This window comes from Streptomyces sp. NPDC087787, assembly GCF_044743035.1.
Classification (GTDB): Bacteria; Actinomycetota; Actinomycetes; order Streptomycetales; family Streptomycetaceae; genus Streptomyces.
This window is the reverse complement of the sequence record NZ_JBIUVQ010000018.1, coordinates 29,589-54,109: the sequence shown is the minus strand read 5'-3', so window position 1 is coordinate 54,109 and position 24,521 is coordinate 29,589. Positions and strand designations below refer to the sequence as shown.

Sequence of the window (24,521 nt, the reverse complement as noted above, 5' to 3'; positions counted from 1 at the left end):
CCTGGCCATCATGATACTCCGTAGTATGACGGGAGTGAGATGAACTTCGAAGGTCAGGTCGCGGTGGTGACCGGTGCGGGCGGCGGGCTGGGGCGGGCACACGCCACGGCCCTCGCCGAGCGCGGCGTCAAGGTGGTCGTCAACGACATGGGGGCGCCGAGTGGAGCATCCGTCGAGGGGAGTGCGGCGGCCGAGGTCGCGGCCGCGATCCGGGCCGCCGGCGGCGAGGCGTTCGCCCACCTCTGCGACGTCACCGACCCGGAAGCCGTCGAGAACATGGTCGGCGAGACCCTCGAGCGGTGGGGCCGCGTCGACATCCTCATCAACAACGCCGGAATCCTGCGCGACAAGTCCTTCGCGAAGATCCGGCTGGATCACGTCCGCCAGGTCGTGGACGTGCACCTGATGGGCTCCGTCCACTGCACCAAGGCGGTGTGGCCGCACATGGCGGAACAGGGCTACGGCAGGGTGCTGATGACCACGTCGGCCTCGGGGATCTACGGCAACTTCGGCCAGTCCAACTACGGTGCGGCGAAGTCCGGCCTGGTCGGCCTGATGAACGTCCTGGCGATCGAGGGCGAGCCCAAGGGCATCCACGTCAACGCGCTCGCTCCGACCGCCGCCACGCGGATGACCGAGGGCCTGATCGACGAGGAGGTCCTCGGCCTGCTCACCCCGGAGTCGATCGCTCCGGGTGCCTTGTTCCTCGTGAGTGAACAGGCCCCCACCAAGACCATCCTCGCGGCCGGCGCCGGTGTCTTCGCCGTCGCGCAGATGAAGGAGTCCGCCGGGGTGTACCTCCCGGAGGGCGACCGCTCGCCCGAGGCCATCGCCGAGCGGTGGGCCGAGATCAGCGACATGAGCGAGCCCGTGATCACCGCGTCCGCGTTCGACCAGACGAAGCGGTACGCCGCCATCGCCGGCACCGAGGCGGGAGCGGTGCCGTGAGAGAGGCCGTCATCGTCTCCACCGCCCGCACGCCGATCGGCAAGGCGTACCGCGGCTCGTTCAGCGACACGTCGGGCCAGCATCTGGCCGCCCACGCGATCACCGGCTCGCTGCGGCGCGCGGGGGTCGACGGACAGGACGTCGAGGACATCGTGTTGGGCTGCGCGATGCAGGAGGGCTCGACGGGGATGAACGTCGCCCGGCAGGGCGCGCTGCGGGCGGGTCTGCCGGTGTCGGTGTCCGCAATGACCATCGACCGGCAGTGCGCCTCGGGCCTGATGGCGATGGCGACCGCGGCGAAACAGGTCGTCGTCGACGGGATGAACATCGTGATCGGCGGCGGTGTCGAGTCGATCTCCCTGGTCCAGAACGAGCACCGGAACAGCCACCGGACGCTCGACCCCTGGCTCGTACGCGAGAAGCCCTCGGTGTACACGAGCATGCTGGAAACAGCGGAGATCGTGGCGGAGCGCTACGGCGTCAGCCGGGACGAACAGGACGAGTTCGCCCTGCTGTCGCAGCAGCGGACGGCCGCCGCGCAACAGGCGGGCCTCTTCGACGAAGAGATCGTCGCCTTCTCCGGCCGGCGCTCGGCTCCCGACGGACCGGACGCCGCGGCCATCCAGGAGTTCACCCTGGACACGGACGAGGGAAACCGCCCTTCGACGACCGGGGAAGCACTCTCCCGCCTGCGGCCCGTGCTTCCCGACGGGAAGGTGACCACGACCTCGACCGTCACCGCCGGCAACGCCTCCCAGCTCTCCGACGGCGCCTCCGCCGCCGTCGTGATGGAGGCCCGCGAGGCCGCGAGGCGCGGACTCACCCCGCTCGGCGCCTACCGGGGGATCGCCGTCGCCGGCTGCGAGCCGGACGAGATGGGCATCGGTCCCGTCCACGCGGTGCCGAAGCTGCTCGCCCGACACGGCCTCCGCGTCGACGACATCGACTTGTGGGAGCTCAACGAGGCGTTCGCGTCCCAGGCCGTCCACTGCCGCGACCGCCTGGGCATCGATCCGGCCAAGCTCAATGTCAACGGGGGCGCCATCGCCGTCGGGCACCCCTACGGCATGACCGGTGCCCGCCTCGTCGGTCACGCCCTGCTCGAAGGGCGGCGGCGCGGCGCCCGGTTCGCGGTCGTCACCATGTGCGTCGGCGGGGGCATGGGCGCCGCCGGGCTCTTCGAGATCTTCTGACAGGACGAGGGCACAGCCCCGTCTTCGCACCGCTGCAGTACCGAGGCGACACCGCGTCACCCCCCTGTGCGCTGCGCGCACATCACGAGCACCTCAACGCACCTCACGAGCAGTTCACGAGCACCTCACCCCCGATGAAAGGGCTCCGATGGCCATCAACCCGGTTTCCCCGGCGGCGGATTCGCTGCACGAGCGCGCCACTCGCAAGGCCCTGGTCAGGCTTCTGCCCATCATGCTCGCGGCCTATTTCATGGCCTACGTCGACCGCACGAACGTCGCGCTCGCCAAGACCCATCTGCAGGCCGATGTCGGTATCAGTGTCACCGCCTTCGGACTGGGCGCCGGCATCTTCTTCGTCAGCTACGCCTTCCTCGAGGTGCCGAGCAGCCTGATCATGCACAGAATCGGCCCAAGACGCTGGATCGCGCGAATCGCCCTCACCTGGGGCGCGCTCTCGGCGGCCATGATGTTCGTCCAGGGCGAATGGTCGTTCTACGCGCTGCGCTTCTTCCTCGGCATGGCCGAGGCCGGCCTCTACCCGACCCTGATGTACATGGTCACCGTCTGGTTCTCCCAGAAGCACCGCGCCACCGTGGTCGGATTCGTCTACCTGGCCCCGACCGTCGCACTGATCGTCGGCAACCCGCTGGGCGGCGCGCTGATGGAACTCGACAGCGCTCTCGGCCTGCACGGGTGGCAGTGGATGTTCCTGATCGAGGGCCTCGTGACCATGCTGGTCGGTGTCCTCGTCTGGTTCAGCCTCCCGGAGACCCCCCGCGACGCCAAGTGGCTGACGTCCGAGGAAGCCGGCATCCTGTCCGCCCGCGCCACCGGTGACGGCGCGGAGAGCGAGAACCGCATCAAGGGCAACCTGAAGAGGGCCTTCGCCCGCCCCTTCATCGTCATCGTGGCGCTGATCTACCTGCTCAACCAGATCACCAACGTAGGCATCGTCTTCAACCTCCCTTCCATCGTGGAGGACTTGAACGTCCATGGTTCGTTCCTCATCGGGCTGGTGTCGGGCAGCTCCGGGATCGGCGCCACCATCGGAGTGCTCCTGGTGCCGGTCGTCCACCGTCGTTTCGGCAACGAGGTGGCTCTCATCGGGATCCTCGCGGCCGCGACAGCGGTGACGGCGGCGATATTCGTGCTCTCGTCGTCCCCGGCCGTCCAGATCCTGCTGATAGCCGTGTCCATGATCTTCGTGTTCGGCACCCTGCCGCTGTTCTGGTCGGTTGCCATGGCCAGGATGTCGGGCCTGGTCGCCGCCGCCGGACTCGCGTTCATCAACACGATCGGGCTTCTCGGCGGATTCCTCGGCCCGTACGCCTTCGGCCTGGCCGAGGACGCGACCGGCAATCCGAGCGCGGGGCTCTGGGTCGTCATCGCCTGCTCGGTCGGCGGCGTCCTGCTCACCCCGCTGCTCGCGAACGCCGTACGCAGCGAGGACGCGGCCGAAGCCCCGGTGCCCGTCTCGCCCTGACCGCGACCGGACTCCGAACGAGACAGCGAGACAGCGAGACAGAAGGAACCCACATGCACGGCCTCATGCAAGACCGCCCCTTGTCGCTGCCGATGCTCATGGACGGCATGGAACACAGGTTCAGCCGCAAGCACGTCACCACGGAACGGCTGAGCGGCACCGTCTCCGCGTCGTACGGCGAAGTGGCCGACCGCATCCGCCGTCTCGCCGGAGTGCTCGACCACCTGGGTGTCCCCGCCGGCGCCCGGGTGGGGACGTTCGGCTGGAACTCGCAGCGCCACCTGGAGCTGTACATGGCGGTGCCGTGCACCGGGCGGGTCCTGCACACGATCAACCATCGCCTCTTCACGGAGGACATCGCCCACATCGTCGACGACGCCGCCGATGACGTCCTCTTCGTCGACCGCTCGATCCTCGACGTGGTACGCCCCCTGCTCGACACGTGCCCGAGCGTGCGGCACCTGATCGTGATGGACGACGGCTCACCGGCAGAGCTGCCGTCCGGCCCCCGGGTACACGACTACGAGTCCCTCCTCGCCGGCGCACGGCCGGTCGAGGCGTTCGAGCCCGTCGGCGAACGAACCGCCGCCGCCCTGTGCTACACCTCGGGGACCACGGGCCGCCCCAAGGGAGTCCTCTACGACCATCGCTCGATCGTGCTGCACGCGATGACCCTGCTGATGGCGGACACCTTCGCCATCAGCGAGGACGACACGGTGATGCCCGTCGTGCCCATGTTCCACGTCAACGCCTGGGGCCTTCCCTACGCGGCGCTGATGGCCGGTGCGAACCTGGTCATGCCCGGCCCGGTCATGTCACCGGACGGTCTGGTGCGCGGCATGGAGGAGCACCGGGTCACCTTCGCCGCCGCCGTGGCCACGGTCTGGCGCGGGATGCTGCCCCACATCACCGACGCCGACCTCGGCTCGGTCAGACGCCTCGTCAGCGGCGGCGGCGCCCTGCCCGAGTCCCTCTCCCGCGCCTTCCAGGAAAGGACCGGGCTCCCGCTGACGAGTTCCTGGGGCATGACCGAGACCAGCCCGCTCGTCTGCAGCGCGAGAATACCCAGCGAAGACGCGCACTCCCTGACCGGCAGCGACCGCGTCACGGCACTGGCCGCCCCCGGGCCTCCCACGATGCTGTGCTCGCTGCGCCTGGTCGCCGAGGACGGTTCCCTCGCACCGCGCGACGGACGGCACCGGGGCGAACTCCAGGTCGCCGGCCCGACGATCGCGGCCGCCTATTTCGGCGGCGCCCCCCATGCCGCCGCGTTCACCGAGGACGGCTGGTTGCGCACCGGTGACGTGGCCACCATCGACCACCACGGAGTCGTGCGCATCGTCGACCGGACCAAGGACCTCATCAAGTCCGGCGGCGAGTGGATCTCGTCGGTCGAACTGGAGAACGCGATCATGGCGATGCCCGATGTCCTGGAGGCGGCGGTCATCGCGGTGCCCGACGACAAGTGGGGAGAAAGGCCCCTCGCCTGCGTGGTACCGCTACCGGACTCGGGCCTCACCGCGCAGGACGTACGCCGGCATCTGTCCGGGCGGGTGGCCAAATGGTGGATCCCCGAGAGGGTCGTGATGCTCGACGAGCTGCCCAAGACGGCCTCCGGCAAGTTCGCGAAGGCCGCGCTGCGTCAGTTGCTGATCGCCGGGAGCGGCTGACCGGCGGCCGCGGCCGTCACGCCGGACGGGGCAGCGCGCAGGCGTACGCGAGCGTGCGCACCCGCCCGTCGCACGCACTCAGCGCACCGGATCGAGGACCAGTCCTCCGACCACGAGGTCCACGACCTCGTCGGCGAGCTGCCGCAGGTCCTCCGGCGACTGTCCCTCGATCCGGTGGAACCACATGTCGACGGCATTCAGACTGCACAGCAAGGTCCTCGCGGCCAATTTCGCGCGCACGGGGCGAAGGGTGCCGTCGGCAATTCCGTCCTCGACGACCTGGAGGAAAAGGCCTTCGTACTCGGCCCGCAGCAGATTGAGTTCATCCAGCGCATTCCGCTGACGCGGTTTCAGCGCGGTGGACGACTGTTCCCGCACTCCGAGATGAACGACATGGTGATACGCGAGATTCGTCATGAGGTTCATCACGTGCTGCGTCGACATGGCGACCAGCCTCTCCCGCCCGCTCCCCGTGGCCTTGGCCAGCGGCTCCACCTGGTCATGGACGGTTCGCATGCCGTGCTCGTAGGCGGCCAGGAAGATGTCGAACTTGGAGCGGAAGTGGTAGTAGATCAGCCCCTTGGTGGCGCCGACACTGTCGGCGATGTCGTCGATGGCGACGCCGAATCCCTGCTCCATGAAGGCCTCGGCCGCGGCATCCAGAATGCGGCGCTTGGCGTTGTCGGCCTCGGCGCCGTCCGTGACTGACATCCAGAACCTTCTCTCGCTCGGTACTCGGTGCACTGTTCACAGGGCAAGCCGCCCTGATGATGATACTCGCTAGTATTTCCGGCGGGAAACGACGGCCCGGGCAGTACGAGTTCGCCCAACTGGCCCCGCGGACAGGGACCTTCGGCCCACAGGTCGTGGCCTTTCGGCATCCGGCGGCGCGCGGCGTCCACGACAAGGGTGGGAGGTGAAAGGGCAAGGACCGGACACACGCGAAGGGATCACTGCCATGGCCGTGGACGAGCACGCTCACCGGAACCCGGCTTTCCATCTGCCGGTCTTCCGCCGGAACCGGACCTCCGTCTCCGCGTCCGGCGTGTCGGAGCACCTCGGCACGCACACCGCCGCTCAGGCGTACACCCTCGCGTCCCTGCGCATCCTGACCGGGTTCGTCTTCCTGTGGGCGTTCCTGGACAAGGTCTTCGGCCTCGGCTACGCGACCGCTTCCGGCAAGGGCTGGGTCGACGGCGGATCGCCGACGAAGGGCTTCCTCAGCTCCGTCGCCGCCGGGCCGATGGAGTCCACGTTCCACTCGTGGGCCGGCCGGACATGGGTGGACTGGCTGTTCATGCTGGGCCTCCTCGCCATCGGGGCGGCCGCCGTGGCCGGTGTGGCGCTGCGGCCGGCCGCCGTGGCGGGCACGGCGATGATGGCGCTGATGTGGATCGCCGAATGGCCACCGGCGAGGCATCTGTCGAACGGATCCCCGAGCATGTCGACGAATCCGTTCGCCGACTACCACGTGATCTACGCGGTCGCCCTGATCGCCGTGGCGGCGGCGGGCGCGGGCACCACCTGGGGCCTGGGCCGGCTGTGGGCGCGGCTGCCGATCGTCCGCAACCACACCTGGCTGCGCTGAACCACGCCCGGCGTGAGAGCGGCACAGCGCGACGGCATCACACTGCGACGGGCCCCGCACCACGGGGCCCGTCCGGTTCGCCGCCTCCGAGGCCTCGGGCCGCTTCGCTCCCGGCACTCCCGACCCGCGCGGCCGTCGCGGCCGGGTTCCGGAGGGTGAACTGCCCGGCCACAGCAGACTTGGGCAGTGGCTGGACCTTCCCGTCGACCTCACCGCCGAGTTCGAGGCCGACCTGAACGACATCAGGAGACTGATCAAGGCGGCGGCGCGGCGGCCGAGTTCGCCCTAGCCGAGCGGCGCGCGAACGCGTATCGGTAGCCTGAGTCATCATGTTCATGAAACGCGCGTGGTTTCTGCCCGTCCTGTTCGTGCTCTGCGGCTCGGTCCTGGCGACCGTGCTGATCTTCCAGGGGAGCCCCGGCCGGGCCGTGGCGTACCTGCTGGTGTTCGTGCTGCTCGCAGGCATGTACTCGCCGCTCGTCTTCCCGCGGTCGATCGGTGCTCAGCAGGCACAGAACCGCAGCGCGGTCGACGGCCGGCCGATCGTCTTCTGGCGGCCGGGCTGCAAGTACTGTCTGAGGCTGCGCATCCGGTTGGCCCATCGCGCCCGCCAGGCCCACTGGGTCAACATCTGGCGTGACCCGGCCGGCGCGGCGGCGGTGCGGGCGGCCAACGGTGGCAACGAGACCGTGCCGACCGTCGTCGTTGCGGGCCGGCCGCACACCAACCCCGATCCCGCCTGGGTACGCGGACAGCTCTCCGCTTCCGCCTGATCAGGGTGCGGGCCCACACGCGCGGGTGCGGGCCCACAGGGGCCGAATGGGCCTGGGGGAGCCCTTGTGGCCCATATCCACCGAGTGATCGCGGTAAGACAGTGACAGTAAGGAGCAGACCGAGCGCAGGAGGTGCGCGCCATGCTGTCGCCTGTCGTCGTCGGAGTGGACGGATCCGCCGAGAGCCTCGCCGCCGTCGAGTGGGCCGCCCGTGAGGCGGTGCGCCGCGATCGGCCGCTGCGCCTCGTGCATGCCCGGAACTGGACCCGTGGCCAGGCGGAGAGCGAAACCGCGCACGCCGCCCAGCGGCATCGGGCACACCGCACCCTGCGGCAGGCCGAAAAGCACCTCCGTGGCTCCGTACCCGAGGTGGACCTCACCGACGAGCAGGTCGACGGCCCGGCGACCGCGGCCCTGCTGAAGGCGACCGAGCGGGCCGAACTGCTGGTGGTGGGCTCGCGAGGCCTCAGCGGCTTCACCGGAGTCCTGGTCGGCTCCGTCGCCCAGGGGGTGGTCGCGACGGCCCCGCGCCCCGTGGTCCTCGTACGGGCGGGGGAGGAGGCCGAGGACGAGCACTACCCGGCCGGCGACGGCCGCCCGTCCACCAGCACCGGCTTCCGCGACGTGGTGCTCGGCATCGACCTCGCCGACGCCTGCGACGAGGTGATCGAGTTCGCGTTCGAGGCGGCGCGGCTGCGGCACGCCCGGCTGCGTGTCGTGTACGCCTGGCAGCCGCCCTCCGCGATCAGCCTCGGCCCCGGGGACATCGGGCTGATCAACGATCCCGAGCAGGCCGAGGAGTGGCGGGGCTTCCTGTCCGCCGTGCTGAAGGCGTGGCGCGAGAAGTACCCGAACACCGAGGTCCTGGAGACCGTCGTGGAGGGCAGGGCCTCCACCGTGCTGGTCCGGGCCGCCTCCGCGGCGAGCCTCCTCGTCGTCGGCCGCCGCCTGTCCGGCCGGCCGGCGGTTCCGCGCATCGGCCCCGTCACCCACGCCGCCGTCCACCACGTCCGCTGCCCGCTGGCCGTCGTGCCCCACGAGTGAGGCGGAGCCTCCCCGCCGGGCCCGCCTGCCCGTGATCAGTGGCGAGAGCCATGGCCGGTTCGCGCGTATCTGACTCAGCCGCCCGTACGTCCTGTTGGGGTGCGACGCTTCCCGGACCCCTATGAGACCGCCGTCCGGCCGAATCGGCGCAGGCAGCGGACGGCGAGGTCGGCGGGGGAGCCCGGTCCCTCGGCTCCGGCCTCCGCGCCGGCCCCCGTCCCCAGGGCGATCCGGATCGCGTCGGTGGCCGCGGCCGCGGTGACCCGTACCTCCAGATCGTCGAGGCGCCCGCCCGAGAGCCGCGCGATCACCGGGACGAGCCGCTCCTCGGATTCGTGGTCGACCCGGTACCAGACGGCCCGCAGGGCGTCCTCGGCCGCGGCCCGGAGCAGCCCACAGGTGCGCAGCAGCGCCTGGGTGGCCTCCTCGTCCGGCGGGAGCAGGGCCTGCTCAACCGCGGACTCCAGCGCCCGGGGCAGCGCCGTCCCCGGCTCCGTGGCCTCCAGGAGCGTCCGCCACCGGTCGGCGCCGTCCGCGAGCGGTGGGCTCACGGCGTCCTCCTTCAAGCGGGCGGAAGCGCTCCGGCCCGCGTCCGGCCGCTGCGATCCCGCCCGGTCGGGCGCCCGGCCCGGATGTCACACTTTCGGCCCCGCGGGCGTCACATGGGCGGGCTCGGGCCCGTCGGATCCGAGGCACCCGTGGGGAGAGTGTGACCCGATGACCGAACACGACTGGCTGGCCGCTCGGTTCGAGACCGACCGCCCCCGCCTGCGGGCGGTGGCGTACCGGATGCTCGGCTCGCCGGCCGAGGCGGACGACGCCGTCCAGGAGGCCTGGCTCCGCGTCAGCCGCTCGGACACCGCCGCGGTCGAGAACATGAGCGGCTGGCTCACCACCGTCGTGGCCCGGGTGTCGTTGAACATGCTCCAGTCGCGCAGGTCGCGCCGCGAGGACCTGGTCGACGTCCCCGAGACCGGCGGCTCGCCCCGCCCGGACACGCCGGTCGACCCGGAAGGGGAGGCGCTGCTCGCCGAGTCGGTCGGCGCCGCCATGCTCCTCATCCTCGACACGCTCACGCCGGCCGAGCGGCTGGCGTTCGTGCTGCACGACATGTTCGCCGTGCCCTTCGAGGAGATCGCGCCGATCGTGTACCGCACTCCGGCCGCGGCCCGCCAACTGGCCAGCCGCGCCCGCCGCCGCGTCCAACGGCCGGGCGTCGCCGCGGCCGCACCGGGCGCGGGCCCGACGGGCGAGCCGGCACCGGACGGGGGCACCGGCACCGACCAGGCCGGCAAGGCCGATCTCATCCGCGCCTTCCTCACCGCTTCCCGCGAGGGAGACTTCGAGGCGCTGCTGACCCTGCTCGCCCCGGACATCGTGCTCCGCTCCGACCGGACGGCCGTGCGGATGGGCGCGGCCAGGGGGAGGGACGCGGTGACGGAGCTCCGCGGCTCCGACGCCGTCGCGCGCGCCTTCGCCAAGCTCTCCTGGGACCCGGTGCCCGCTCTGGTCGACGGCTCCGCCGGACTGGCCTACGCCCCGGGCGGCGTGCCGCTGGCCGTGTACCGCTTCGGTATCGCCGGCGACCTGATCACCGGCATCGACGTCCGCGCCGACCTCACCGGCGTGGACATCGTTCTGCGCTGAACCGCCGCGGCACGCCATGGCCCCGACCGGGACCGGTGCGGAGTACCCCGACCGGCCCGTTCCCGGGCCGGGACGTACACCCCGTCACATCCGGCGGCCGTCGCCTGTCATACGGACTGAGCCCGAACTCCGACTCATGCGACTAGGAGACACCTCATGTCCACACCCAGCGCCGTGCCCGCGGCCGGGGAATCACGGCGATGGATGGTCCTCGCCGTCATCTGCACCGCATACCTCATGCTGACCCTCGACGCCACGGTGATGAACCTGGCCCTGCCGTCGGCGCAGACCGCGCTGCACTTCTCGGCCGCGGACAAGCAGTGGGTCGTGACGGCGTACGCCCTGAGCTACGGCAGCCTGCTGCTGTTCAGCGGCCGGCTCGCCGACCTCATCGGACGCAAGGAGACGTTCATCGCCGGTCTGGCCGGCTTCGCGGCCGCCTCCGCGGTCGGCGGCGCCGCCAGCAGCTTCGGCATGCTGGTGGCCGCCCGCGCCTGCCAGGGCGTCTTCGCCGCGCTGCTCGCACCCACCACCTTGTCGCTGCTGGCGACCACGTTCACCGACCCCAAGGAGCGCGGCAGGGCATTCGGCGTCTTCAGCGCGGTCGCGGCCGGTGGCGGCGGCATGGGCCTGCTCATCGGAGGCGCGCTGACCTCCGCCCTGAACTGGCGCTGGTGCATGTACATCAACCTGGTCTTCGCCGCCTTCTCGCTGATCGTCGGCTCCTCGCTGCTGACCCGGCAGCCGCGCACCGGCGCCAGGATGGACGTCCCCGGCGTGATCGTGGTGTCCGGCGGCCTGCTCTGCCTGGTCTACGGCTTCTCCAACGCGGCGACGCACAGCTGGCACACCCCGTCGACCTGGGGCTTCCTCGTGGCCGGCGGCGTGCTGGTGGTCCTGTTCTCCTTCTGGCAGCGCCGCGCCCAGCACCCGCTGCTGCCCCCGCGCATCGTGCTCGACCGCAATCGCGGCGGTTCCTACCTCGCCGCACTGGTCATCGGCGCGGGCATGTTCGGCGTGCTGCTCTTCCTCGTCTACTACCTGCAGACCGACCTGGGGTACTCGGCGATCAAGTCGGGTGTCGCCCTGCTGCCGATGGTGGGCGTCACGGCCGCGGCGAGCACCGTAGGCAACATCCGGCTGATGCCGCGCTTCGGACCGCGGCCGCTGATCACCGCGGGCATGCTGATCAACGTCGTCGGCATGGCCCTGCTGACCCGGATCGGGCCGGACTCCCACTACGCCTCGACGCTTCTCGGGCCGATCATGGTGATCGGGCTCGGCATGGGCATGATCTTCGCCGCCGCTCTGCGCACCGGAACCTCCGGGGTGCTGCCGCAGGACGCGGGCATCGCCTCGGCCGCCATCAACACCGGCCAGCAGTTGGGCGGCGCCATCGGCACCGCGCTGCTCAACACGATCGCGGCGAGCGCCACCACCGACTACCTGACCGGCCACGCACAGGGCAAGCCGGGACCGGCGCTGCTCCACCTGGCGACGATCCACGGCTACACCCGGGTGTTCTGGTGGTGCGCCGGCATCTTCGCGCTCGGCGCCGTCGTCAGCGGCGCGCTGCTGCGCGGCGGCCCGCTGCCGACACCCGGCCCGCCCACCACCGAACCGGCCACCGAACCGGAGAAGGTGCCCACCTGACAGCCGATGAGGAGGGCCGGGCAGCCCGGCCCTCCTCATCAGGCCGGCAGGGAAACCGAGTTGCGCCCCGGGCGCTCCGCCGGCCGCCGCGGGGTCACGAGCCCGCCCGCGACCTCCGGGCAGCAGGAGACGACTTCGCGGCGGGCCACCGCCTCCTCGATCGCCGAGGGACCTTGTGCCGCCCGTCGAACCGGCACGGCACTCCCCGCAGACACGCGCTGACCAGGATCGCTTGCACGCCCCAGGCCAACCGCGATCAGCGTTCCTGGGCCGTGGGGCGCATCATGATCTCGTTGACCGCCGCGTGCGGCGGCTGGGTGATCATGTAGGTGATGGCGCGGGCGATGTCCTCGGCACGCAGCCAGGCGTCCTGCGGCAGGTCCCCGGCGGCGAGGCGCCCGCTGCCGGCCGCCATCTCCGTCATGGTCATGCCGGGTTCGATCAGTCCCACCCGGACGCGCCTCCCGGTCACCTCCTGGCGCATGCCCTCGCTGAACGCGCCCACCGCGTGCTTCGTCGCCGAGTACACGACGTTGTTCCTGCGCACCACCCTGCCCGCGACCGAGCTGACGTTCACCAGATCGGCGACCCCGCGAGTCCCCTCCGCCGCCGCCCGCAGCAGGTGCGGCAACGCCGATCGTGACATCTGCAGGACTGCGTTGAGGTTGAGGCCGACCATCCGCTCCCAGTCCGCCGGGTCACTCTCCTCGACGGGACCCATGGCCACGTAACCGGCGTTGTTCACCAGCACGTCCAACCGTGCGAGGCGGCCGACGGCTTCTTCGACGGCCCGGCGCGCCTGCGCCGCGTCCCGCAGGTCGGCGGTGAGCACGGCGCACGAGCCGCCGTGCTCGCGGATGTCCGCGGCCAGTTCCTCCAGCCGCTCGGTACGCCGGGCGACGACCGCCACGGCCGCGCCGAGTCGGGCCAGTTCCCGGGCCGTCGCCGCACCGATGCCGCTGGACGCGCCGGTCACCAGCGCCGCGCACCCCGACAAGGGCGCGTCCGGCGGTGCTTCGGCGTCGGCGCCCGGCGACATGCCGCCCTGTTCCGCAGTCCCCACGGATCCGGTATTCGGGTCCCTCACGCTCAGCACCGCCCTTCACAGATCGCATCCACCGAGGCCGGCGTGGTGCTTCCTCCTCTCGCAGCTTGCCCCAGGCGGCCCGGGACCGCCTCTCGCCTGTCGCTCGCCGCGGCACTAGCTAGCCGCGACCTCCGGCGCGCCCCTCGGACAGTGCCGCCTCGCGCAGATGCCCGGCGAGCGCCGCGGTGGCCGTAGGCGCGGCGCCGTCCTTGACGCCCCAGGCCAGCAGAAGGTGGCGGCGCGCCCAGGGATCCTGCAGTTCGCAGACGGTGAGCGGCTGGTCGGGGTCGATGGCGCGACGCGGTACGACCGCGAGCCCGACGCCCGCGGCGGCGAGGGCGACGAGGACGCCGAGGTCGGCCACGGTGGTGCGGTAGCGCGCCACCGGAGCCTGCGGCCCGAGGTGCTCCTCGATCCAGCGGCGCAGCGAGGAACCGCGGTCGAGCCCGACGAGCGGATGCTCGGCGACCTCGCTGAAGGTCAGTGAGGTCCGGCCGGCGATGATTCCTCCGGCCTGGCCGATCACCACGAGGGAGTCGTCACCGAGAGCCTCCATGCGCAGGCCGCAGTCGCGGGCCTCGTCGTCGACGACGACCCCGAGATCCGCCTCGCCGTCGGCGAGCATCCGCACCGTCTGCGGCGTGCGGCTCTCGCACACCCTGACGTCGACGTCCGGGTGCGCGCGCAGGAAGGACACCAGGCCCTGGGGCACCAGCCGATGCATCGCGGATCCACCCGCCAGCAGGGTGAGCGGTGCGGTCGGGGACCGGGTGTAGCCGGCGACGGCGCTTTCGAGGCGCGCGGTCCGGTCGAGGACGTCGCGTGCGTGGCGTGCCAGTGTCGTGCCCGCCGGCGTGGGCCGCACGCCTCGTCGTCCGCGGATGAGCAGTGCAACGCCGGCGTGGTGTTCCAGCGAACGCACCCTGGCGCTGGCGGAAGGCAGGCTCAGGTGCATCCGTTCGGCGCCCGCCGTGATCGACCCCTCCGTCACGATGTGGAGAAAGAGCCGCAGGTCGTCCAGGTCGTAGCGCATCGCCCCAGCCTAAAGCTGAACCTTAGGGCCAGCCTGTGGCCCAGCCTTGGGCAGGCTGCGTCGATGACGCATTGTGGACCGCTGGTCTTGCGGTCATGCTCATCATTGGTGGCGGCGGACGCGGCGGTCACTTCGGCGGCGCCGTAGGCACCGTGCTGCCGACCGCGCGCAGGGCACTGAGTGACGACGACCGCCCCCGATCGATGGGAGCTGAGGCTGACCGGCATGAGCGAAGCTGACAAGGAAGCGGGCGTGCCGTACACGGACACGGCGCGAGCGAGGCTGCTGATGGCCTATGACGCGTGCGTACTGGCGGATCTCGCGCGGGCCGCGGTGCCCGTCGGCGCACATGAGCTGAACGCCGACGGGACCACGCGCGCGCCGGGTGCGGTGCTGGCCGACGCCGCCCACGTGCTCGCGGCCGCGCGGCGTTTCTTCGAAAGCGCCGCCGTGTACGAGCGCACGGGCGGCGCCGACTGGCAGCTCGTCGGCGACGTCCTGGGCGTGTCCCCGCAGGCCGCCAGGGCGCGCTTCGCCGTGGCCGAGACCGGCTTCCGGGAGGAACTGCTCCTGCCAGGGCGGACCGGGACCGGCGGGGCGAGCCGCCTGCGCGCCCACATGGCCAGGGAGCCGCTGGAAACGGCCCTCGACCTCGACGACTGGGTCCTGCGCCACCAGGACGGCGACGGCGATCTCGGCCCCGCTCCGGTCTCCGCGGGCCTGACCCGAACCGATCCGCGACGCCGCCCCGAGAACCACCGGGAACCACACCTGACCAGCGGCACCGGACGCCCGGGGGGCCGTTGACGGAAACGGCCCCCGGTCGTCGTCGGGTCTCGGACACCGATGTCGCGGCCGTCGGCCCGCCGGACCGGGGCCACGGCGGGGCGCGGGGCGGGACCGCTGTCGCGCCCTGCCCGACCGCGATGTGATCAGCCGCCGGTCACGGAGGCGAAGGGGCCGCCGGTGCCGAACGCGAGCCGCGCGAAGTTGTCGGCGATACGACGGTGCGCCGCGGGGCCGGGGTGGACCTCGTCGGGCAGCGGGAGTTCGGCGTAGTCCGCCTCGCCGTACAGTTCACGGCCGTCGAGATGGTGCAGGTTCGGGTCGTCGGCCGCCCGCTGCTCGACGATCCGGGCGAGTTCGTGGCGGATGACGTGGAGTGTCAGGCGCCCGGCGGCGCGCTCGGCCGGATCGCCCGTGGCCTTGAACCGCAGGGTCCCGTCGGCGAAGTCGGGTGCGAGGGGGCCGGGGGTGTCCTCCTGGACCGGGCAGAGGATGGAGGACACGACCAGCAGCGGCGTCGTCGGATGCCCCTCGCGGATGGTGTCGAGGAAGCCGTGGACGGCGGGCGTGAAGGCCCGCAGGCGCATCGCGTCCGTGTTGACGACATTGATGCCGATCTTGAGGCTGATCAGGTCCGCGGGGGTGTCCCGCATCGCGCGGGCGGTGAACGGGTCGAGCAGCGCGCTGCCGCCGAACCCCAGGTTGACCAGCTCCACTTCGCCGCGGGCCGCGGCCAGGGCCGGCCAGATGGCGCTCGGATGGGCGGCGTTCGAGCCGTGGCTGATGGAACTGCCGTGGTGCAGCCACACCCTGCGTCCGCTGTCCGGCGCCGGTACGACCGGGGCGTCGGTGCGCAGGGCGATCAGCTCGGTGATCTCCGTATGGGGAAGCCAGATCTCGACGTCCTTGTCCCGCGCGGGCAGATCGGTGAACCGGGCGGTGCCGGGAGGCCCTTCGAGCAGCTCGGCGGACTGGGTGGCCATGTCGACGGTGCGGACGTTGCCGCCGGTCACCGTGGCCTGGCCCGCGAGGCGACCGTCGACCAGCAGGTCGTAGACGCCGTCCGCCGGGGCCGGGAAGCCGCGGTAGGCCCTCTTGGTGGGCAGGGTCTCCAGTTCGACGGTGGTCGCCCGGGTGCGGAAGGCCAGCCGTACGCCGGACGGCTGGGCCTCGGCCATCGCCAGCTGGTCGTCGGGGATCTGCCGGCGCGCGCCGGCGGGCAGCCGGTGCGGCAGCAGACCGTGCGCGGTGCGCTCCACGTCCAGGTGCCCGCGCAGGAGGTCCGCGGTGACGGGTGTGGTGATCCAGTCGTGCTCGGTGCTCATCGCCTCAGCCTGTTGATCAGGAGTCGGAGCGTCGAGGAAAGCCTCGACCCGAACCTCATTATGCATTTGCCTACGGCCTATAGGCAAAAGTCGTCAGCGTTGACGAGATCCTGGGTACCGAGGACGGTGAGAAGGGCGAGGTGTGACGGGTTCGACCCGCGGGTGGTCGGAGAACCGCTCGCTGCCCGCGCGCGGTTCGGCGATCAGCCGGTGCAGCCGCCGGTCGGCCGGGTAGCGTCCGGCGGCCGTGCGCAGGTCGGCACGCCCGCCCCGGTGTCGACGCGGTCCGCCCGACGCGTCGCTGAGCTCGATCCCGCCGCACGTCGCCGGACCTGACCGGGGCGGACACCGGCGCAGCGGTCGTGCCCGCCCCGAGCACGCATGTCGCCGTCTACGCGGCCCGGGTGAGTTCGGCGCGGCCGAACAGCAGGGCGTAGCCGGTGGGGAGCTGGTGCAGGATGCGGGTGATCAGGGTGGGGCCGGCGTAGGCGGCGACGGCGGAGAAGACGGAGCCGGTGTCCCAGCGGGTGGTGGCCAGGGAGGCGCCGGTGCGGGCGGCGAGGTCCTTGACGAAGGCCCAGCCGGTCAGCGGCTGGGTGTCGGGGATCTGCGCGGTCAGCACGCGTGCGGCTTCCAGGGGCAGGCAGGCAGCCAGGTCAACGCGTTCCTCGCCGGTCAGCTGGCGCCCCAGTCCGGCAAGAACCAGGCGGACGGCTTCGTCGGCTTTGTCACGGGTGGGGTAGGCGCCCTCGTAGCGGACCTTCTCCAGCATCTGCTCGTATGCCGTCCCGTACGGCTGCCGGGGCTGTGCGTGCCGGTCGGAGATCACTGGGGTGGTTGCCTTTCTTGCTTGGGCGGTGTTCGGGCACCGGCGTGGCGGATGGTCAGGTGGGCTGGGGGCGGCCGAAGAGCAGGTCGTAGCCGGCCGGGAGCTGGAGCAGGATCTGGCTCAGCAGGTCCTCGCCGGCGGCGTCGGCGGCGGTGGACAGCACGGCGCTGACGTCCCAGGCCGCGGTCTGCTCGGTGGCCCCCTCGATCCACGCGGCGGTCGCGCGGACGAAACGCTCAGGGGACAGCGGCTCGGCGCTCTGCAGCGGGTTGAGCAGGATCAGGGAGAATTCCTCAGGCAGGCGCGCCGCCAGCTGGGCGCGGACGTCGCCGACCAGGTGCGCGCCGAGGAGGGCGAGCACCACACGCGCCGCGCGCTCGGCTTCCTCCAGGGTGTCGTACTCACCGCGTTCCTTCACGTGGCCGAGGAACGCTTCGCGTCGCAGAGTCATCTCAGCCGCCGCCCCTTCTTCTTCGGTCTGCCCGAGAGGGGTGCGGAGGGCGGGGTGAGGGGGAGATCAGGTGCCCGTCCTCCGCACCCGTCCGGCCGGTGTCAGCCGGAGATCTCCTTGCGGCCGGATCCGACGCCGATGGAGATCTTGCGGGGCTTGGCGCGCTCGGCGATCGGGATGCGCAGGGTGAGCACGCCCGCGTCGTAGTCGGCCTGGATGTGCTCGGTGTCGAGGGTGTCGGCGAGCACGATCTGGCGGGAGAAGACACCCAGCGGCCGCTCGGACAGCTCCATCTGTACGTCGCCGGACTTCGCCACCGGCCGCCGCTCGGCCTTGACGGTGAGCATGTTCCGCTCGACGTCGATGTCGATCGCGTCCGCGGTGACGCCCGGAAGGTCGAAAGCCACCACGTACTCGTCGCCCTCGCGGTAGGCGTCCATCGGCATCGCCGACGGCCGGGACCAGGTGCCCGGGCCCATCAACTGCTGCGCCAGCCGGTCCAGCTCACGGAAGGGGTCAGTGCGCATCAACATCGTGAAAACACCTCCAGCGGGTTCAGGCAGTGGCTGCCAATGCGCCTCACTGACACCGTTGTAACATGTCGTCCAATGGATGACAAACTTGATGTCGTCTACGTGATGACAGTCCGAGGGAGGTGCCCGTGACCGCAGCTGACCAGCCGTCCACGACCAGTACCGACGCCCACAGCCCGGCGTCCTTCCTCGCCGCCGCGACGGCCCTTGCCGCCATAGACGACGCGCTGCGCGAAGCCCAGCACGAGACCCCCGACGCCGCCGGGCCCGGTCCCGAACAGGCGCTGGCCTCCCTGATGCTGCTGCGGCAGGTGCGCGAGCAGCTCGCCGGCTGGGAGACCGGCCTGATCGAAACCGCCCGCGACGCGGGCGCCAGCTGGGCCGACCTCGCCGGCCCCCTCGGCGTCGCCAGCCGCCAAGCCGCCGAGCGCCGCTACCTGCGCGGCCGCCCCGGCGCCGTCGGTACCACCGGCGAGCAGCGCGTGACGGCCACCCGCCAGGCCAGGGCCGCCGAACGCGCCACCACCACCTGGGCCCGCGCCAACGCCGCCGACCTGCGCCGCCTCGCCGGACAGATCACCGCGCTCGCCCACCTCGGGCCCGAAGCGCGCTCGGCCCAGGCCGCCCTGCATGCCGCTCTCGGTGCCGCCGACGCCGCCGAGCTCATTGCGCCCCTGGCCGGCATGCGTCCCTACCTCGATGCCCGCCACGCCGGCCTCGTCGAATCCCTGGACGCGCTCGAAGGCCGGCGCACGACAACAGCCGCTGACGATGACTGACTTCCGCCACACAGAGTCACATCATGCGGATGCAGTCCGGCCCACCCCGAACCACGCCGACGGCGGGCAACGGTCCGTCCCGGCCCTCGTCCAAGTCCGTTCATGACGTTCCCACAGAAAGAGACCCACATGGGCAGCAGTGTCGAGACACTGGAATTCCAGGCGGAGACCCGCCAGTTGCTCCGACTGGTGATTCACTCGATCTACTCGAACAAGGACATCTTCCTGCGCGAGCTGATCTCGAACGCCTCCGACGCCTTGGACAAGCTGCGGCTCGAATCGCTGACCGACTCCAGCCTCGCCGAGATCGACGCCACCGACCTGCACATCTGGTTGGAGGCCGACAAGGACGCCCGCACACTGACCGTCCGTGACAACGGGATCGGCATGACCCGGGACGATCTCGTGGAGCTGATCGGCACCATCGCCAAGTCCGGCACCGCCGGCCTGCTGGAGAAGATCAAGGAGTCCAAGGACGCCGCCACCGCCGAGAGCCTGATCGGGCAGTTCGGCGTCGGCTTCTACTCGGCGTTCATGGTTGCCGACAAGGTCACCTTGCGCACCCGGCGGGCCGGCACCGACTCCGGCATCCAGTGGCAGTCCGACGGCGAGGGCACGTACGACCTCCAGGCCGTCGACGGCCTGGAGGTGGGCACCTCGGTCACCCTGCACCTCAAGCCCGCCGACAGCGAGGACGGGCTCGCCGACTACCTCTCCGAATCTAAGATCCGCCAGATCGTCAAGCGGTACTCGGACTTCATCCGCTGGCCGATCCGGATGGCCACCGAGCGCACCGACGCCGAGGGCGGGACCAGCCGCGACATCGACACGCTCAACTCGATGAAGGCGCTGTGGGCCCGGCCGCGCAGCGAGGTGACCGAGGACGAGTACAACGAGTTCTACCAGCAGATCAGCCACGACTGGCTGGCACCGGCCGAGACGATCCACATGCGCGCCGAAGGCACCTTCGAGTACGAGGCGCTGCTGTTCATCCCCTCACAGGCGCCCTTCGACCTGTTCTCCCGCGAGACCAAGCCCGGCGTGCAGCTGTACGTCAAGCGGGTGTTCATCATGGACGACTGCGACGCGCTCATGCCCGACTACCTGCGCTTCGTCAAGGGTGTCGTGGACGCCCACGACCTGTCGCTGAACGTCTCCCGCGAGATCCTCCAGCACGACCGACAGATCCGCGGCGTACGCCGGCGTCTGGTCAAGAAGGTCCTCGGCGCCATCAAGGACATGCAGTCCAAGGACGCCGAGCGCTACGCGAAGGTATGGGCCCAGTTCGGCCGGGTGCTGAAGGAAGGCCTGGTCGAGGACACGGACAACACCGAGGCTCTGCTGGAGCTGGTGTCGGCCGCCTCCACGCACGACCCGGAGAAGACCACCACGCTGCGCGAGTACGTCGAGCGCATGAAGGACGGCCAGGACACCATCTACTACCTGACCGGCGAGACCCGCGCGATGGTGGAGAACTCCCCGCACATGGAAGCCTTCGCCGCCAAGGGGTACGAGGTGCTGATCCTCACCGACCCGATCGACGAGGTGTGGGTGGACCGGGTCCCGGCCTTCGACGGGCACCGCCTGCAGTCCATCGCCAAGGGCCAGGTCGATCTCGCCGAGTCCGCCGACGGCGACCAGGAAACCGACGCCGAGAAGGCCCAGCGCGAGCAGGACTTCGCTGCCCTGCTGCCGTGGCTGACCACCACCCTGTCCGAGCAGGTCAAGCAGGTCCGACTGTCGTCACGCCTGACGACCTCGGCGGCATGCATCGTCGGCGACGCCCACGACGTGACGCCGACCCTGGAGAAGATGTACCGGGCAATGGGACAGCAGGTACCCCCGGTCAAGCGGATCCTGGAACTCAACCCCGCACACCCGCTCATCACCGCCCTGCGCACAGCACACGGCGCAGGCGCCGACGACCCCGCGCTGGCGGAGACCGCCGAGCTGATTTACGGCAGCGCGCTGCTCGCCGAGGGCGGCGACCTGCCCGACCCGGCCCGCTTCACCCGGCTGCTCACCGACCGCCTGACCGGGACTCTGTAACCACGGGTGCGGCCCGGCACAGCCGAAGCGCCCGGCCGCACCCACCCCGACCTCGCCACCCTCACAACCCGGATACGTTCGGGCTGCCCGTTCACCACCTGGGGTGGGCTGAAATGGGAGATCGCCTCACGTTCTGCCGGATCGCAGCAGCGAGCGCAGCCCGGCCCCGCGCCGCCGCTCCCCGGTCGGCAGCCCCGCTGATTTGGGTGAGGCCCGATCGCGCCAGCGGCGCACCGCCTTGCCGAGCTCCGCCGTCGCCATGCGGCCAGTGTGCCCCCGCCGGCCAGGTGCCTTCCTGGTACCACCGGTACCAGGAAGCCGGGACGCCTGGCTGCGCGGGCGGGCGGGGCGGATCGTGGAGGCATGACGACAACACTGATCACCGGAGCGAACAAGGGGCTCGGGTACGAGACCGCCCGTCGTCTGATCGCCGCGGGCCACACCGTGTACGTCGGCAGCAGGGACGAGGCCCGTGGCCGCGACGCCGCCGGGCGGCTGGGCGACGGGGCCCGGGCCGTCCAGCTCGATGTCACCGACGACGCGTCCGTGGCGGCCGCGGCGAGGACGATCGAGGCCGACGGCGGTCTCGACGTGCTGGTCAACAACGCCGGCGTCGAGGCGCGCGGCCCGGACAACGGGGTGGCGGACGCGGCGGACGTCACCGCCGATCTGATGCGGGAGGTCTTCGAGACCAACGTCTTCGGCACGGTACGCGTCACCCACGCGTTCCTGCCGCTGCTGCGGCGGTCCGCGTCGCCGGTCGTGGTCAACGTCAGCAGCGGCCTGGCCTCGCTCACGCACGTGGCCGACCCCGCCCACCCCGCCGCCGCCTGCCCAGGGGTCGCGTACCCGGCGTCGAAGACCGCGGTCAACATGATCACCGTGCAGTACGCGAAGGGGTTCCCGGCCATGCGGATCAACGCGGTGGAGCCCGGCTTCACCAAGACGGACCTGAACGGGAACACCGGGACCCGGACCGTCGAGGAGGGCGCCGAGATCATCGTCCGCATGGCAGGGCTGGGCCCGGACGGACCCAGCGGCGGGTACTTCGACGTGACGGGGCCGCTGCCCTGGTAGGTGCCGGGCCGGCATGCGCCGAGCCCGCCCGGCTCCCGGGCCCGGCCGTCCCTCAGCGCAGCCGGCCCAGCACGTCCCGCATCCGCCGGGCGTCCCGGATCCGCTGCTCGTACGTCGCGCCCAGCACGAGCAGCAGCAGCCCGGCGAACGCGGGAGGCAGCCAGCGCGGGAGCGTGCCCGCCAACTGCACGAGGTAGGGGGCGAGTTCATGCAGCGCGTCCAGCACGAGCACGCTCCCGCCGAGAACGAGCGGTGCCTGGAGCCGGTGGCGGGCCCCCACGAGGACGACGACGAGGGCGGCCGTGCCGAGCAGCAGGGGGCGCGGCCAGTCGGCGCCGGCCCACGCCGCGAGCAGGCTCGGCACGAGCGTCGCCGAGAGCCCGGGGCCGTACGCCGTCCACGACGAGGCTCCAGGGTCCCGGCGGCGCCGGACGAAGCCCACGACCAGCGCCGGCACGGTCACCGGCAGGGTGTACGCCTCCGGCGCGACCACGCCCCACGACCCGAGCCGCACCCAGCCGGCCAGCACGAACAACGCGGCGGCCGCGTACCCCGCCCGACGGCGGTCGGCGCGCACGGCGGTGCCCGCGGCGATCACCCCGCACAGGGCCAGTACCAGGGCCAGCACCGGGGCGTCGGTGACGGCCAGCCCGATGGCCAGGATCCCCGCCCCGGCGCCGGTGGCCTCGACCGGAACCGCGGAGCGCGGGACCCGCGCCGCGAACAGGGCCGCGGCGGCCGGGACGGCCAGGAGCAACAGCGCCGTGTGCGCGGCGGGCCGGCCCGCGGCGGCACCCGCCGCACAGGCCAGACCCGCCGCACCGGCCAGGGACGCGCTCGCGCAGACGGCGGTCAGCCGCGGGTGCGCGGCGGCCACCGTGAAGATCGCCGTCAGCACGGCGAGCACGGCCAGGGTCGCCTCCTGGGAAGCGAGCGAGAGGACCGAGAGACCGGCCGCGGTGAGCAGGGAAAGGAGTACGGCGGTGAGGGACGTCGGTGTCCGGCGCGCGTACACCGCCACCGCCAGCGCCGCCACGACCGTCAGCCCCTGCGCGAACAGCCCGGCCGTATAAGGGAGTCGCAGGGCGAACGGGAGGACGAGCAAGGCCGCCCAGGCCAGGACCACGACACCGGCCGAGGCCTGGTCGCGCCGGGCGGTGGTGGCGCGGGCCGCCACGGCCAGCACCGCCGCGACGACCGCGAGCACCAGCGGCGCGGCCGCCGCGTCCGGAGGCCAGGACACCCAGACCGTCAGCGCGCCAAGCAGATCCGACGGCGCACCGGACCAGATCCGTCCCGTCAGCCCGACCGGACCCAGCAGCGCCACGAAGACCAGGGGAAGCGCCCACACCAACGCAAGGGCCTGGACGGCGGCCGACGCCCAAGCGGCACCGCGCCGCACGGGATCCGGAAGCCGAAGGCGCACCGCCGCCGGCAGTCCGGCCCCGCAGACCAGATAGCCGGGCACCGTCCACACCCCGGGCAGCATCGCGCGAGGGATGCCGCCGAGCGCCGCGACCAGAAGCAGCCCGCCGGTCACCGCGGCGCCGAAGGCAAGGCCCTGCCGCCGGGTGCGCCACGCGGCGTACAGCGCGATCGCCGCCGCCAGGGCGAGGAGCGACGCAGCACGGGCGGCGGCGCTCGGACCGGACGCCTCAAAGGAGAGCAGGCCCGCCGCCGCCACGCCCCAGCCGCCCATCCCGTACGCGCCGACGGCGGCGGCGATGCGCAGGCACCCCACCGACGTCCGGAGCGCCACGGCCGTGTCGCACGCGGCCGTCAGCAGCAGCGCGGCCGTGATCGCGTACGGGCCAGCACCGGCCGCCACCGCCGACAGCAGCAGCGGGAACTGGCCGGCGGCCAGCGCGGCGGGGAAGGGGAGGCGCAGCGAACCGAGCCCCCTGCCGTACCCCCACCACAGCCCGGCCAGACACACCGCCGCGACGGCCGCGTACCCCGTGCCGTCGGTGGCCGTCAGCGCCACCTCGTGCAGCGCGTACGCGTCGAGCACCGTCAGCGCCAGACCGAGGCCCGCCAGCGCCTCCGCCGTCGAGCGCAGCCCGCGCCTCAGCAGGAACACGGGAGCGCCGAGCGCCGCCGCGGTCACCGTGGCGAGCACCAGGGACCGCCCGGCGATGCCCAGGTGCCCCCAGCTGACCAGGGTGAACGCGATCGCGGCGACGGTCAGCAGGACGCCGCCGAGGACCAGGAGCACGTTCTGCACACGGGGCGCGGTGGTCTCGGGCCGCCGTGAGACGGGCGGAGCGGGCGGGAAGGCCGGCTGGAGGAGACCTATCAGATAGGCGCGGCGGAACAGCAACTGGGCCCGTCGGGCGTCGAGTTGCCGCAACTCCGCGTCGAGGAGCCGCAACTCCTCGGCCGGTGGCGGTAGGTGGGTCATGCCGAGGAGTCTGCTGCGAGCCCTGCCGCGGAGCATGAGCGCGCGTACTCAGGTGCCGTACTCAGATGATCTGGGGGCAGGGGGCGCCGGAGCTGGGCAGGACGTCGTCCCGCGAGTCGCGGTCGCCGTCCTCGCGATCGCCGTGACGGGCGCGGTGGGCGGCCCGCCGGGC

At 71.8% G+C, this 24,521-nt stretch carries 23 protein-coding genes and 2 pseudogenes; 13 read left to right on the top strand and 12 right to left on the bottom strand.

Going from position 1 to position 24,521, the window contains the following annotated elements; all coding sequences use genetic code 11:
- The first annotated feature begins 39 nt into the window (after positions 1-39).
- From ACIOWN_RS26535 to ACIOWN_RS26520, 4 genes are all read left to right on the top strand, one after another.
- On the top strand, positions 40-948 hold the full coding sequence (locus ACIOWN_RS26535) for an SDR family NAD(P)-dependent oxidoreductase (RefSeq protein WP_401983510.1): 909 nt from the start codon (positions 40-42) through the stop codon (positions 946-948).
- Entirely contained in the window at positions 945-2,141 is a 1,197-nt protein-coding gene (locus tag ACIOWN_RS26530) for an acetyl-CoA C-acyltransferase (protein WP_362348958.1), read from the top strand. The genes ACIOWN_RS26535 and ACIOWN_RS26530 overlap by 4 nt, the downstream gene beginning before the upstream one ends.
- Positions 2,142-2,289: 148 nt before the next feature.
- Positions 2,290-3,624, top strand: a complete 1,335-nt coding sequence (locus tag ACIOWN_RS26525) for an MFS transporter (RefSeq protein ID WP_401983507.1) — start codon at positions 2,290-2,292, stop codon at positions 3,622-3,624.
- A 53-nt stretch (positions 3,625-3,677) separates the two neighbouring features.
- Positions 3,678-5,294, top strand: a complete 1,617-nt coding sequence (locus ACIOWN_RS26520; RefSeq protein ID WP_401983506.1) for a long-chain fatty acid--CoA ligase — start codon at positions 3,678-3,680, stop codon at positions 5,292-5,294.
- 78 nt (positions 5,295-5,372) lie between these two features.
- Here the strand turns inward: ACIOWN_RS26520 and ACIOWN_RS26515 are convergent, their stop codons facing one another.
- The gene (locus ACIOWN_RS26515; RefSeq protein ID WP_362348952.1) at positions 5,373-6,005 is read right to left on the bottom strand and encodes a TetR/AcrR family transcriptional regulator; all 633 of its coding nucleotides are present in this window, start codon (positions 6,003-6,005) and stop codon (positions 5,373-5,375) included.
- Between the two features lie 247 nt (positions 6,006-6,252).
- Between ACIOWN_RS26515 and ACIOWN_RS26510 the strand changes: the two genes are divergently transcribed.
- From ACIOWN_RS26510 to ACIOWN_RS26500, 3 genes are all read left to right on the top strand, one after another.
- Positions 6,253-6,882 carry a hypothetical protein gene (locus ACIOWN_RS26510; protein WP_401983504.1) on the top strand — a complete coding sequence of 210 codons (630 nt, stop codon included), beginning with the start codon at positions 6,253-6,255 and terminating at the stop codon, positions 6,880-6,882.
- 335 nt (positions 6,883-7,217) lie between these two features.
- The gene (locus ACIOWN_RS26505) at positions 7,218-7,655 is read left to right on the top strand and encodes a glutaredoxin domain-containing protein (RefSeq protein WP_401983572.1); all 438 of its coding nucleotides are present in this window, start codon (positions 7,218-7,220) and stop codon (positions 7,653-7,655) included.
- Positions 7,656-7,796: 141 nt separating this feature from the next.
- On the top strand, positions 7,797-8,699 hold the full coding sequence (locus ACIOWN_RS26500; protein WP_362348948.1) for a universal stress protein: 903 nt from the start codon (positions 7,797-7,799) through the stop codon (positions 8,697-8,699).
- A gap of 119 nt (positions 8,700-8,818) precedes the next feature.
- Here the strand turns inward: ACIOWN_RS26500 and ACIOWN_RS26495 are convergent, their stop codons facing one another.
- Complete coding sequence (locus ACIOWN_RS26495; RefSeq protein WP_401983503.1) at positions 8,819-9,250, bottom strand: hypothetical protein; 432 nt, start codon at positions 9,248-9,250, stop codon at positions 8,819-8,821.
- 166 nt (positions 9,251-9,416) lie between these two features.
- On the opposite strand from ACIOWN_RS26495, the gene ACIOWN_RS26490 reads away from it, so the two are divergent.
- Both ACIOWN_RS26490 and ACIOWN_RS26485 read left to right on the top strand, forming a co-directional pair.
- Complete coding sequence (locus ACIOWN_RS26490; RefSeq protein WP_401983501.1) at positions 9,417-10,346, top strand: sigma-70 family RNA polymerase sigma factor; 930 nt, start codon at positions 9,417-9,419, stop codon at positions 10,344-10,346.
- 156 nt (positions 10,347-10,502) lie between these two features.
- The gene (locus ACIOWN_RS26485; RefSeq protein WP_401983500.1) at positions 10,503-11,999 is read left to right on the top strand and encodes an MFS transporter; all 1,497 of its coding nucleotides are present in this window, start codon (positions 10,503-10,505) and stop codon (positions 11,997-11,999) included.
- Positions 12,000-12,064: 65 nt separating this feature from the next.
- On the opposite strand, the pseudogene ACIOWN_RS26480 reads toward ACIOWN_RS26485, so the two are convergent.
- The 3 genes and pseudogenes from ACIOWN_RS26480 to ACIOWN_RS26470 all read right to left on the bottom strand — a co-directional run.
- A pseudogene (locus tag ACIOWN_RS26480) lies at positions 12,065-12,237 on the bottom strand (2-thiouracil desulfurase family protein); the annotation flags it as partial.
- A gap of 18 nt (positions 12,238-12,255) precedes the next feature.
- The gene (locus tag ACIOWN_RS26475) at positions 12,256-13,062 is read right to left on the bottom strand and encodes an SDR family NAD(P)-dependent oxidoreductase (RefSeq protein ID WP_401983499.1); all 807 of its coding nucleotides are present in this window, start codon (positions 13,060-13,062) and stop codon (positions 12,256-12,258) included.
- A gap of 142 nt (positions 13,063-13,204) precedes the next feature.
- Positions 13,205-14,119 (bottom strand): LysR family transcriptional regulator, encoded by a 915-nt coding sequence (locus ACIOWN_RS26470; RefSeq protein WP_362348940.1) that lies wholly within the window; start codon positions 14,117-14,119, stop codon positions 13,205-13,207.
- A gap of 225 nt (positions 14,120-14,344) precedes the next feature.
- Between ACIOWN_RS26470 and ACIOWN_RS26465 the strand changes: the two genes are divergently transcribed.
- Positions 14,345-14,926 (top strand): hypothetical protein, encoded by a 582-nt coding sequence (locus ACIOWN_RS26465; RefSeq protein WP_401983497.1) that lies wholly within the window; start codon positions 14,345-14,347, stop codon positions 14,924-14,926.
- A 125-nt stretch (positions 14,927-15,051) separates the two neighbouring features.
- Here ACIOWN_RS26465 and ACIOWN_RS26460 read toward each other — a convergent pair whose 3' ends face one another.
- The 5 genes and pseudogenes from ACIOWN_RS26460 to ACIOWN_RS26440 form a co-directional block, all read right to left on the bottom strand.
- On the bottom strand, positions 15,052-16,230 hold the full coding sequence (locus ACIOWN_RS26460; RefSeq protein WP_401983495.1) for a GDSL-type esterase/lipase family protein: 1,179 nt from the start codon (positions 16,228-16,230) through the stop codon (positions 15,052-15,054).
- 93 nt (positions 16,231-16,323) lie between these two features.
- Positions 16,324-16,491: pseudogene (locus tag ACIOWN_RS26455) on the bottom strand (hypothetical protein); the annotation flags it as partial.
- Between the two features lie 130 nt (positions 16,492-16,621).
- Entirely contained in the window at positions 16,622-17,059 is a 438-nt protein-coding gene (locus ACIOWN_RS26450; protein WP_401983493.1) for a DUF2267 domain-containing protein, read from the bottom strand.
- A gap of 55 nt (positions 17,060-17,114) precedes the next feature.
- Entirely contained in the window at positions 17,115-17,510 is a 396-nt protein-coding gene (locus ACIOWN_RS26445; RefSeq protein WP_362348933.1) for a DUF2267 domain-containing protein, read from the bottom strand.
- 101 nt (positions 17,511-17,611) lie between these two features.
- Positions 17,612-18,043 (bottom strand): Hsp20/alpha crystallin family protein, encoded by a 432-nt coding sequence (locus ACIOWN_RS26440; protein ID WP_362348931.1) that lies wholly within the window; start codon positions 18,041-18,043, stop codon positions 17,612-17,614.
- A gap of 128 nt (positions 18,044-18,171) precedes the next feature.
- Between ACIOWN_RS26440 and ACIOWN_RS26435 the strand changes: the two genes are divergently transcribed.
- Together ACIOWN_RS26435 and htpG are read left to right on the top strand one after the other, a co-directional pair.
- Positions 18,172-18,822: a type III effector protein gene (locus tag ACIOWN_RS26435; protein WP_362348929.1), complete on the top strand. Its 651-nt coding sequence runs from the start codon at positions 18,172-18,174 to the stop codon at positions 18,820-18,822.
- Positions 18,823-18,951: 129 nt separating this feature from the next.
- Positions 18,952-20,871 (top strand): molecular chaperone HtpG, encoded by a 1,920-nt coding sequence (htpG, locus tag ACIOWN_RS26430; RefSeq protein WP_401983492.1) that lies wholly within the window; start codon positions 18,952-18,954, stop codon positions 20,869-20,871.
- 126 nt (positions 20,872-20,997) lie between these two features.
- Here the strand turns inward: htpG and ACIOWN_RS26425 are convergent, their stop codons facing one another.
- Entirely contained in the window at positions 20,998-21,132 is a 135-nt protein-coding gene (locus ACIOWN_RS26425; protein ID WP_401983490.1) for a hypothetical protein, read from the bottom strand.
- A 102-nt stretch (positions 21,133-21,234) separates the two neighbouring features.
- Here ACIOWN_RS26425 and ACIOWN_RS26420 point away from each other — a divergent pair, with 102 nt between their 5' ends.
- Positions 21,235-21,948: an SDR family oxidoreductase gene (locus tag ACIOWN_RS26420; RefSeq protein WP_401983488.1), complete on the top strand. Its 714-nt coding sequence runs from the start codon at positions 21,235-21,237 to the stop codon at positions 21,946-21,948.
- Between the two features lie 52 nt (positions 21,949-22,000).
- Here ACIOWN_RS26420 and ACIOWN_RS26415 read toward each other — a convergent pair whose 3' ends face one another.
- A complete protein-coding gene (locus ACIOWN_RS26415; RefSeq protein WP_362348923.1) occupies positions 22,001-24,349 on the bottom strand; it encodes an SCO7613 C-terminal domain-containing membrane protein in 2,349 nt (782 codons plus the stop codon).
- Positions 24,350-24,521: the final 172 nt, after the last annotated feature.

Bases quoted from the DNA above. Each gene is read 5' to 3' on its own strand.
- ACIOWN_RS26535 (WP_401983510.1), top strand. From the start codon at position 40: ATGAACTTCGAAGGTCAGGTCGCGGTGGTGACCGGTGCGGGCGGCGGG.
- ACIOWN_RS26525 (WP_401983507.1), top strand. From the start codon at position 2,290: ATGGCCATCAACCCGGTTTCCCCGGCGGCGGATTCGCTGCACGAGCGC.
- ACIOWN_RS26520 (WP_401983506.1), top strand. From the start codon at position 3,678: ATGCACGGCCTCATGCAAGACCGCCCCTTGTCGCTGCCGATGCTCATG.
- ACIOWN_RS26515 (WP_362348952.1), bottom strand. From the start codon at position 6,005: ATGTCAGTCACGGACGGCGCCGAGGCCGACAACGCCAAGCGCCGCATT.
- ACIOWN_RS26510 (WP_401983504.1), top strand. From the start codon at position 6,253: ATGGCCGTGGACGAGCACGCTCACCGGAACCCGGCTTTCCATCTGCCG.
- ACIOWN_RS26505 (WP_401983572.1), top strand. From the start codon at position 7,218: ATGAAACGCGCGTGGTTTCTGCCCGTCCTGTTCGTGCTCTGCGGCTCG.
- ACIOWN_RS26500 (WP_362348948.1), top strand. From the start codon at position 7,797: ATGCTGTCGCCTGTCGTCGTCGGAGTGGACGGATCCGCCGAGAGCCTC.
- ACIOWN_RS26490 (WP_401983501.1), top strand. From the start codon at position 9,417: ATGACCGAACACGACTGGCTGGCCGCTCGGTTCGAGACCGACCGCCCC.
- ACIOWN_RS26485 (WP_401983500.1), top strand. From the start codon at position 10,503: ATGTCCACACCCAGCGCCGTGCCCGCGGCCGGGGAATCACGGCGATGG.
- ACIOWN_RS26470 (WP_362348940.1), bottom strand. From the start codon at position 14,119: ATGCGCTACGACCTGGACGACCTGCGGCTCTTTCTCCACATCGTGACG.
- ACIOWN_RS26465 (WP_401983497.1), top strand. From the start codon at position 14,345: ATGAGCGAAGCTGACAAGGAAGCGGGCGTGCCGTACACGGACACGGCG.
- ACIOWN_RS26460 (WP_401983495.1), bottom strand. From the start codon at position 16,230: ATGAGCACCGAGCACGACTGGATCACCACACCCGTCACCGCGGACCTC.
- ACIOWN_RS26445 (WP_362348933.1), bottom strand. From the start codon at position 17,510: ATGACTCTGCGACGCGAAGCGTTCCTCGGCCACGTGAAGGAACGCGGT.
- ACIOWN_RS26440 (WP_362348931.1), bottom strand. From the start codon at position 18,043: ATGTTGATGCGCACTGACCCCTTCCGTGAGCTGGACCGGCTGGCGCAG.
- htpG (WP_401983492.1), top strand. From the start codon at position 18,952: ATGGGCAGCAGTGTCGAGACACTGGAATTCCAGGCGGAGACCCGCCAG.
- ACIOWN_RS26425 (WP_401983490.1), bottom strand. From the start codon at position 21,132: ATGGCGACGGCGGAGCTCGGCAAGGCGGTGCGCCGCTGGCGCGATCGG.
- ACIOWN_RS26420 (WP_401983488.1), top strand. From the start codon at position 21,235: ATGACGACAACACTGATCACCGGAGCGAACAAGGGGCTCGGGTACGAG.
- ACIOWN_RS26415 (WP_362348923.1), bottom strand. From the start codon at position 24,349: ATGACCCACCTACCGCCACCGGCCGAGGAGTTGCGGCTCCTCGACGCG.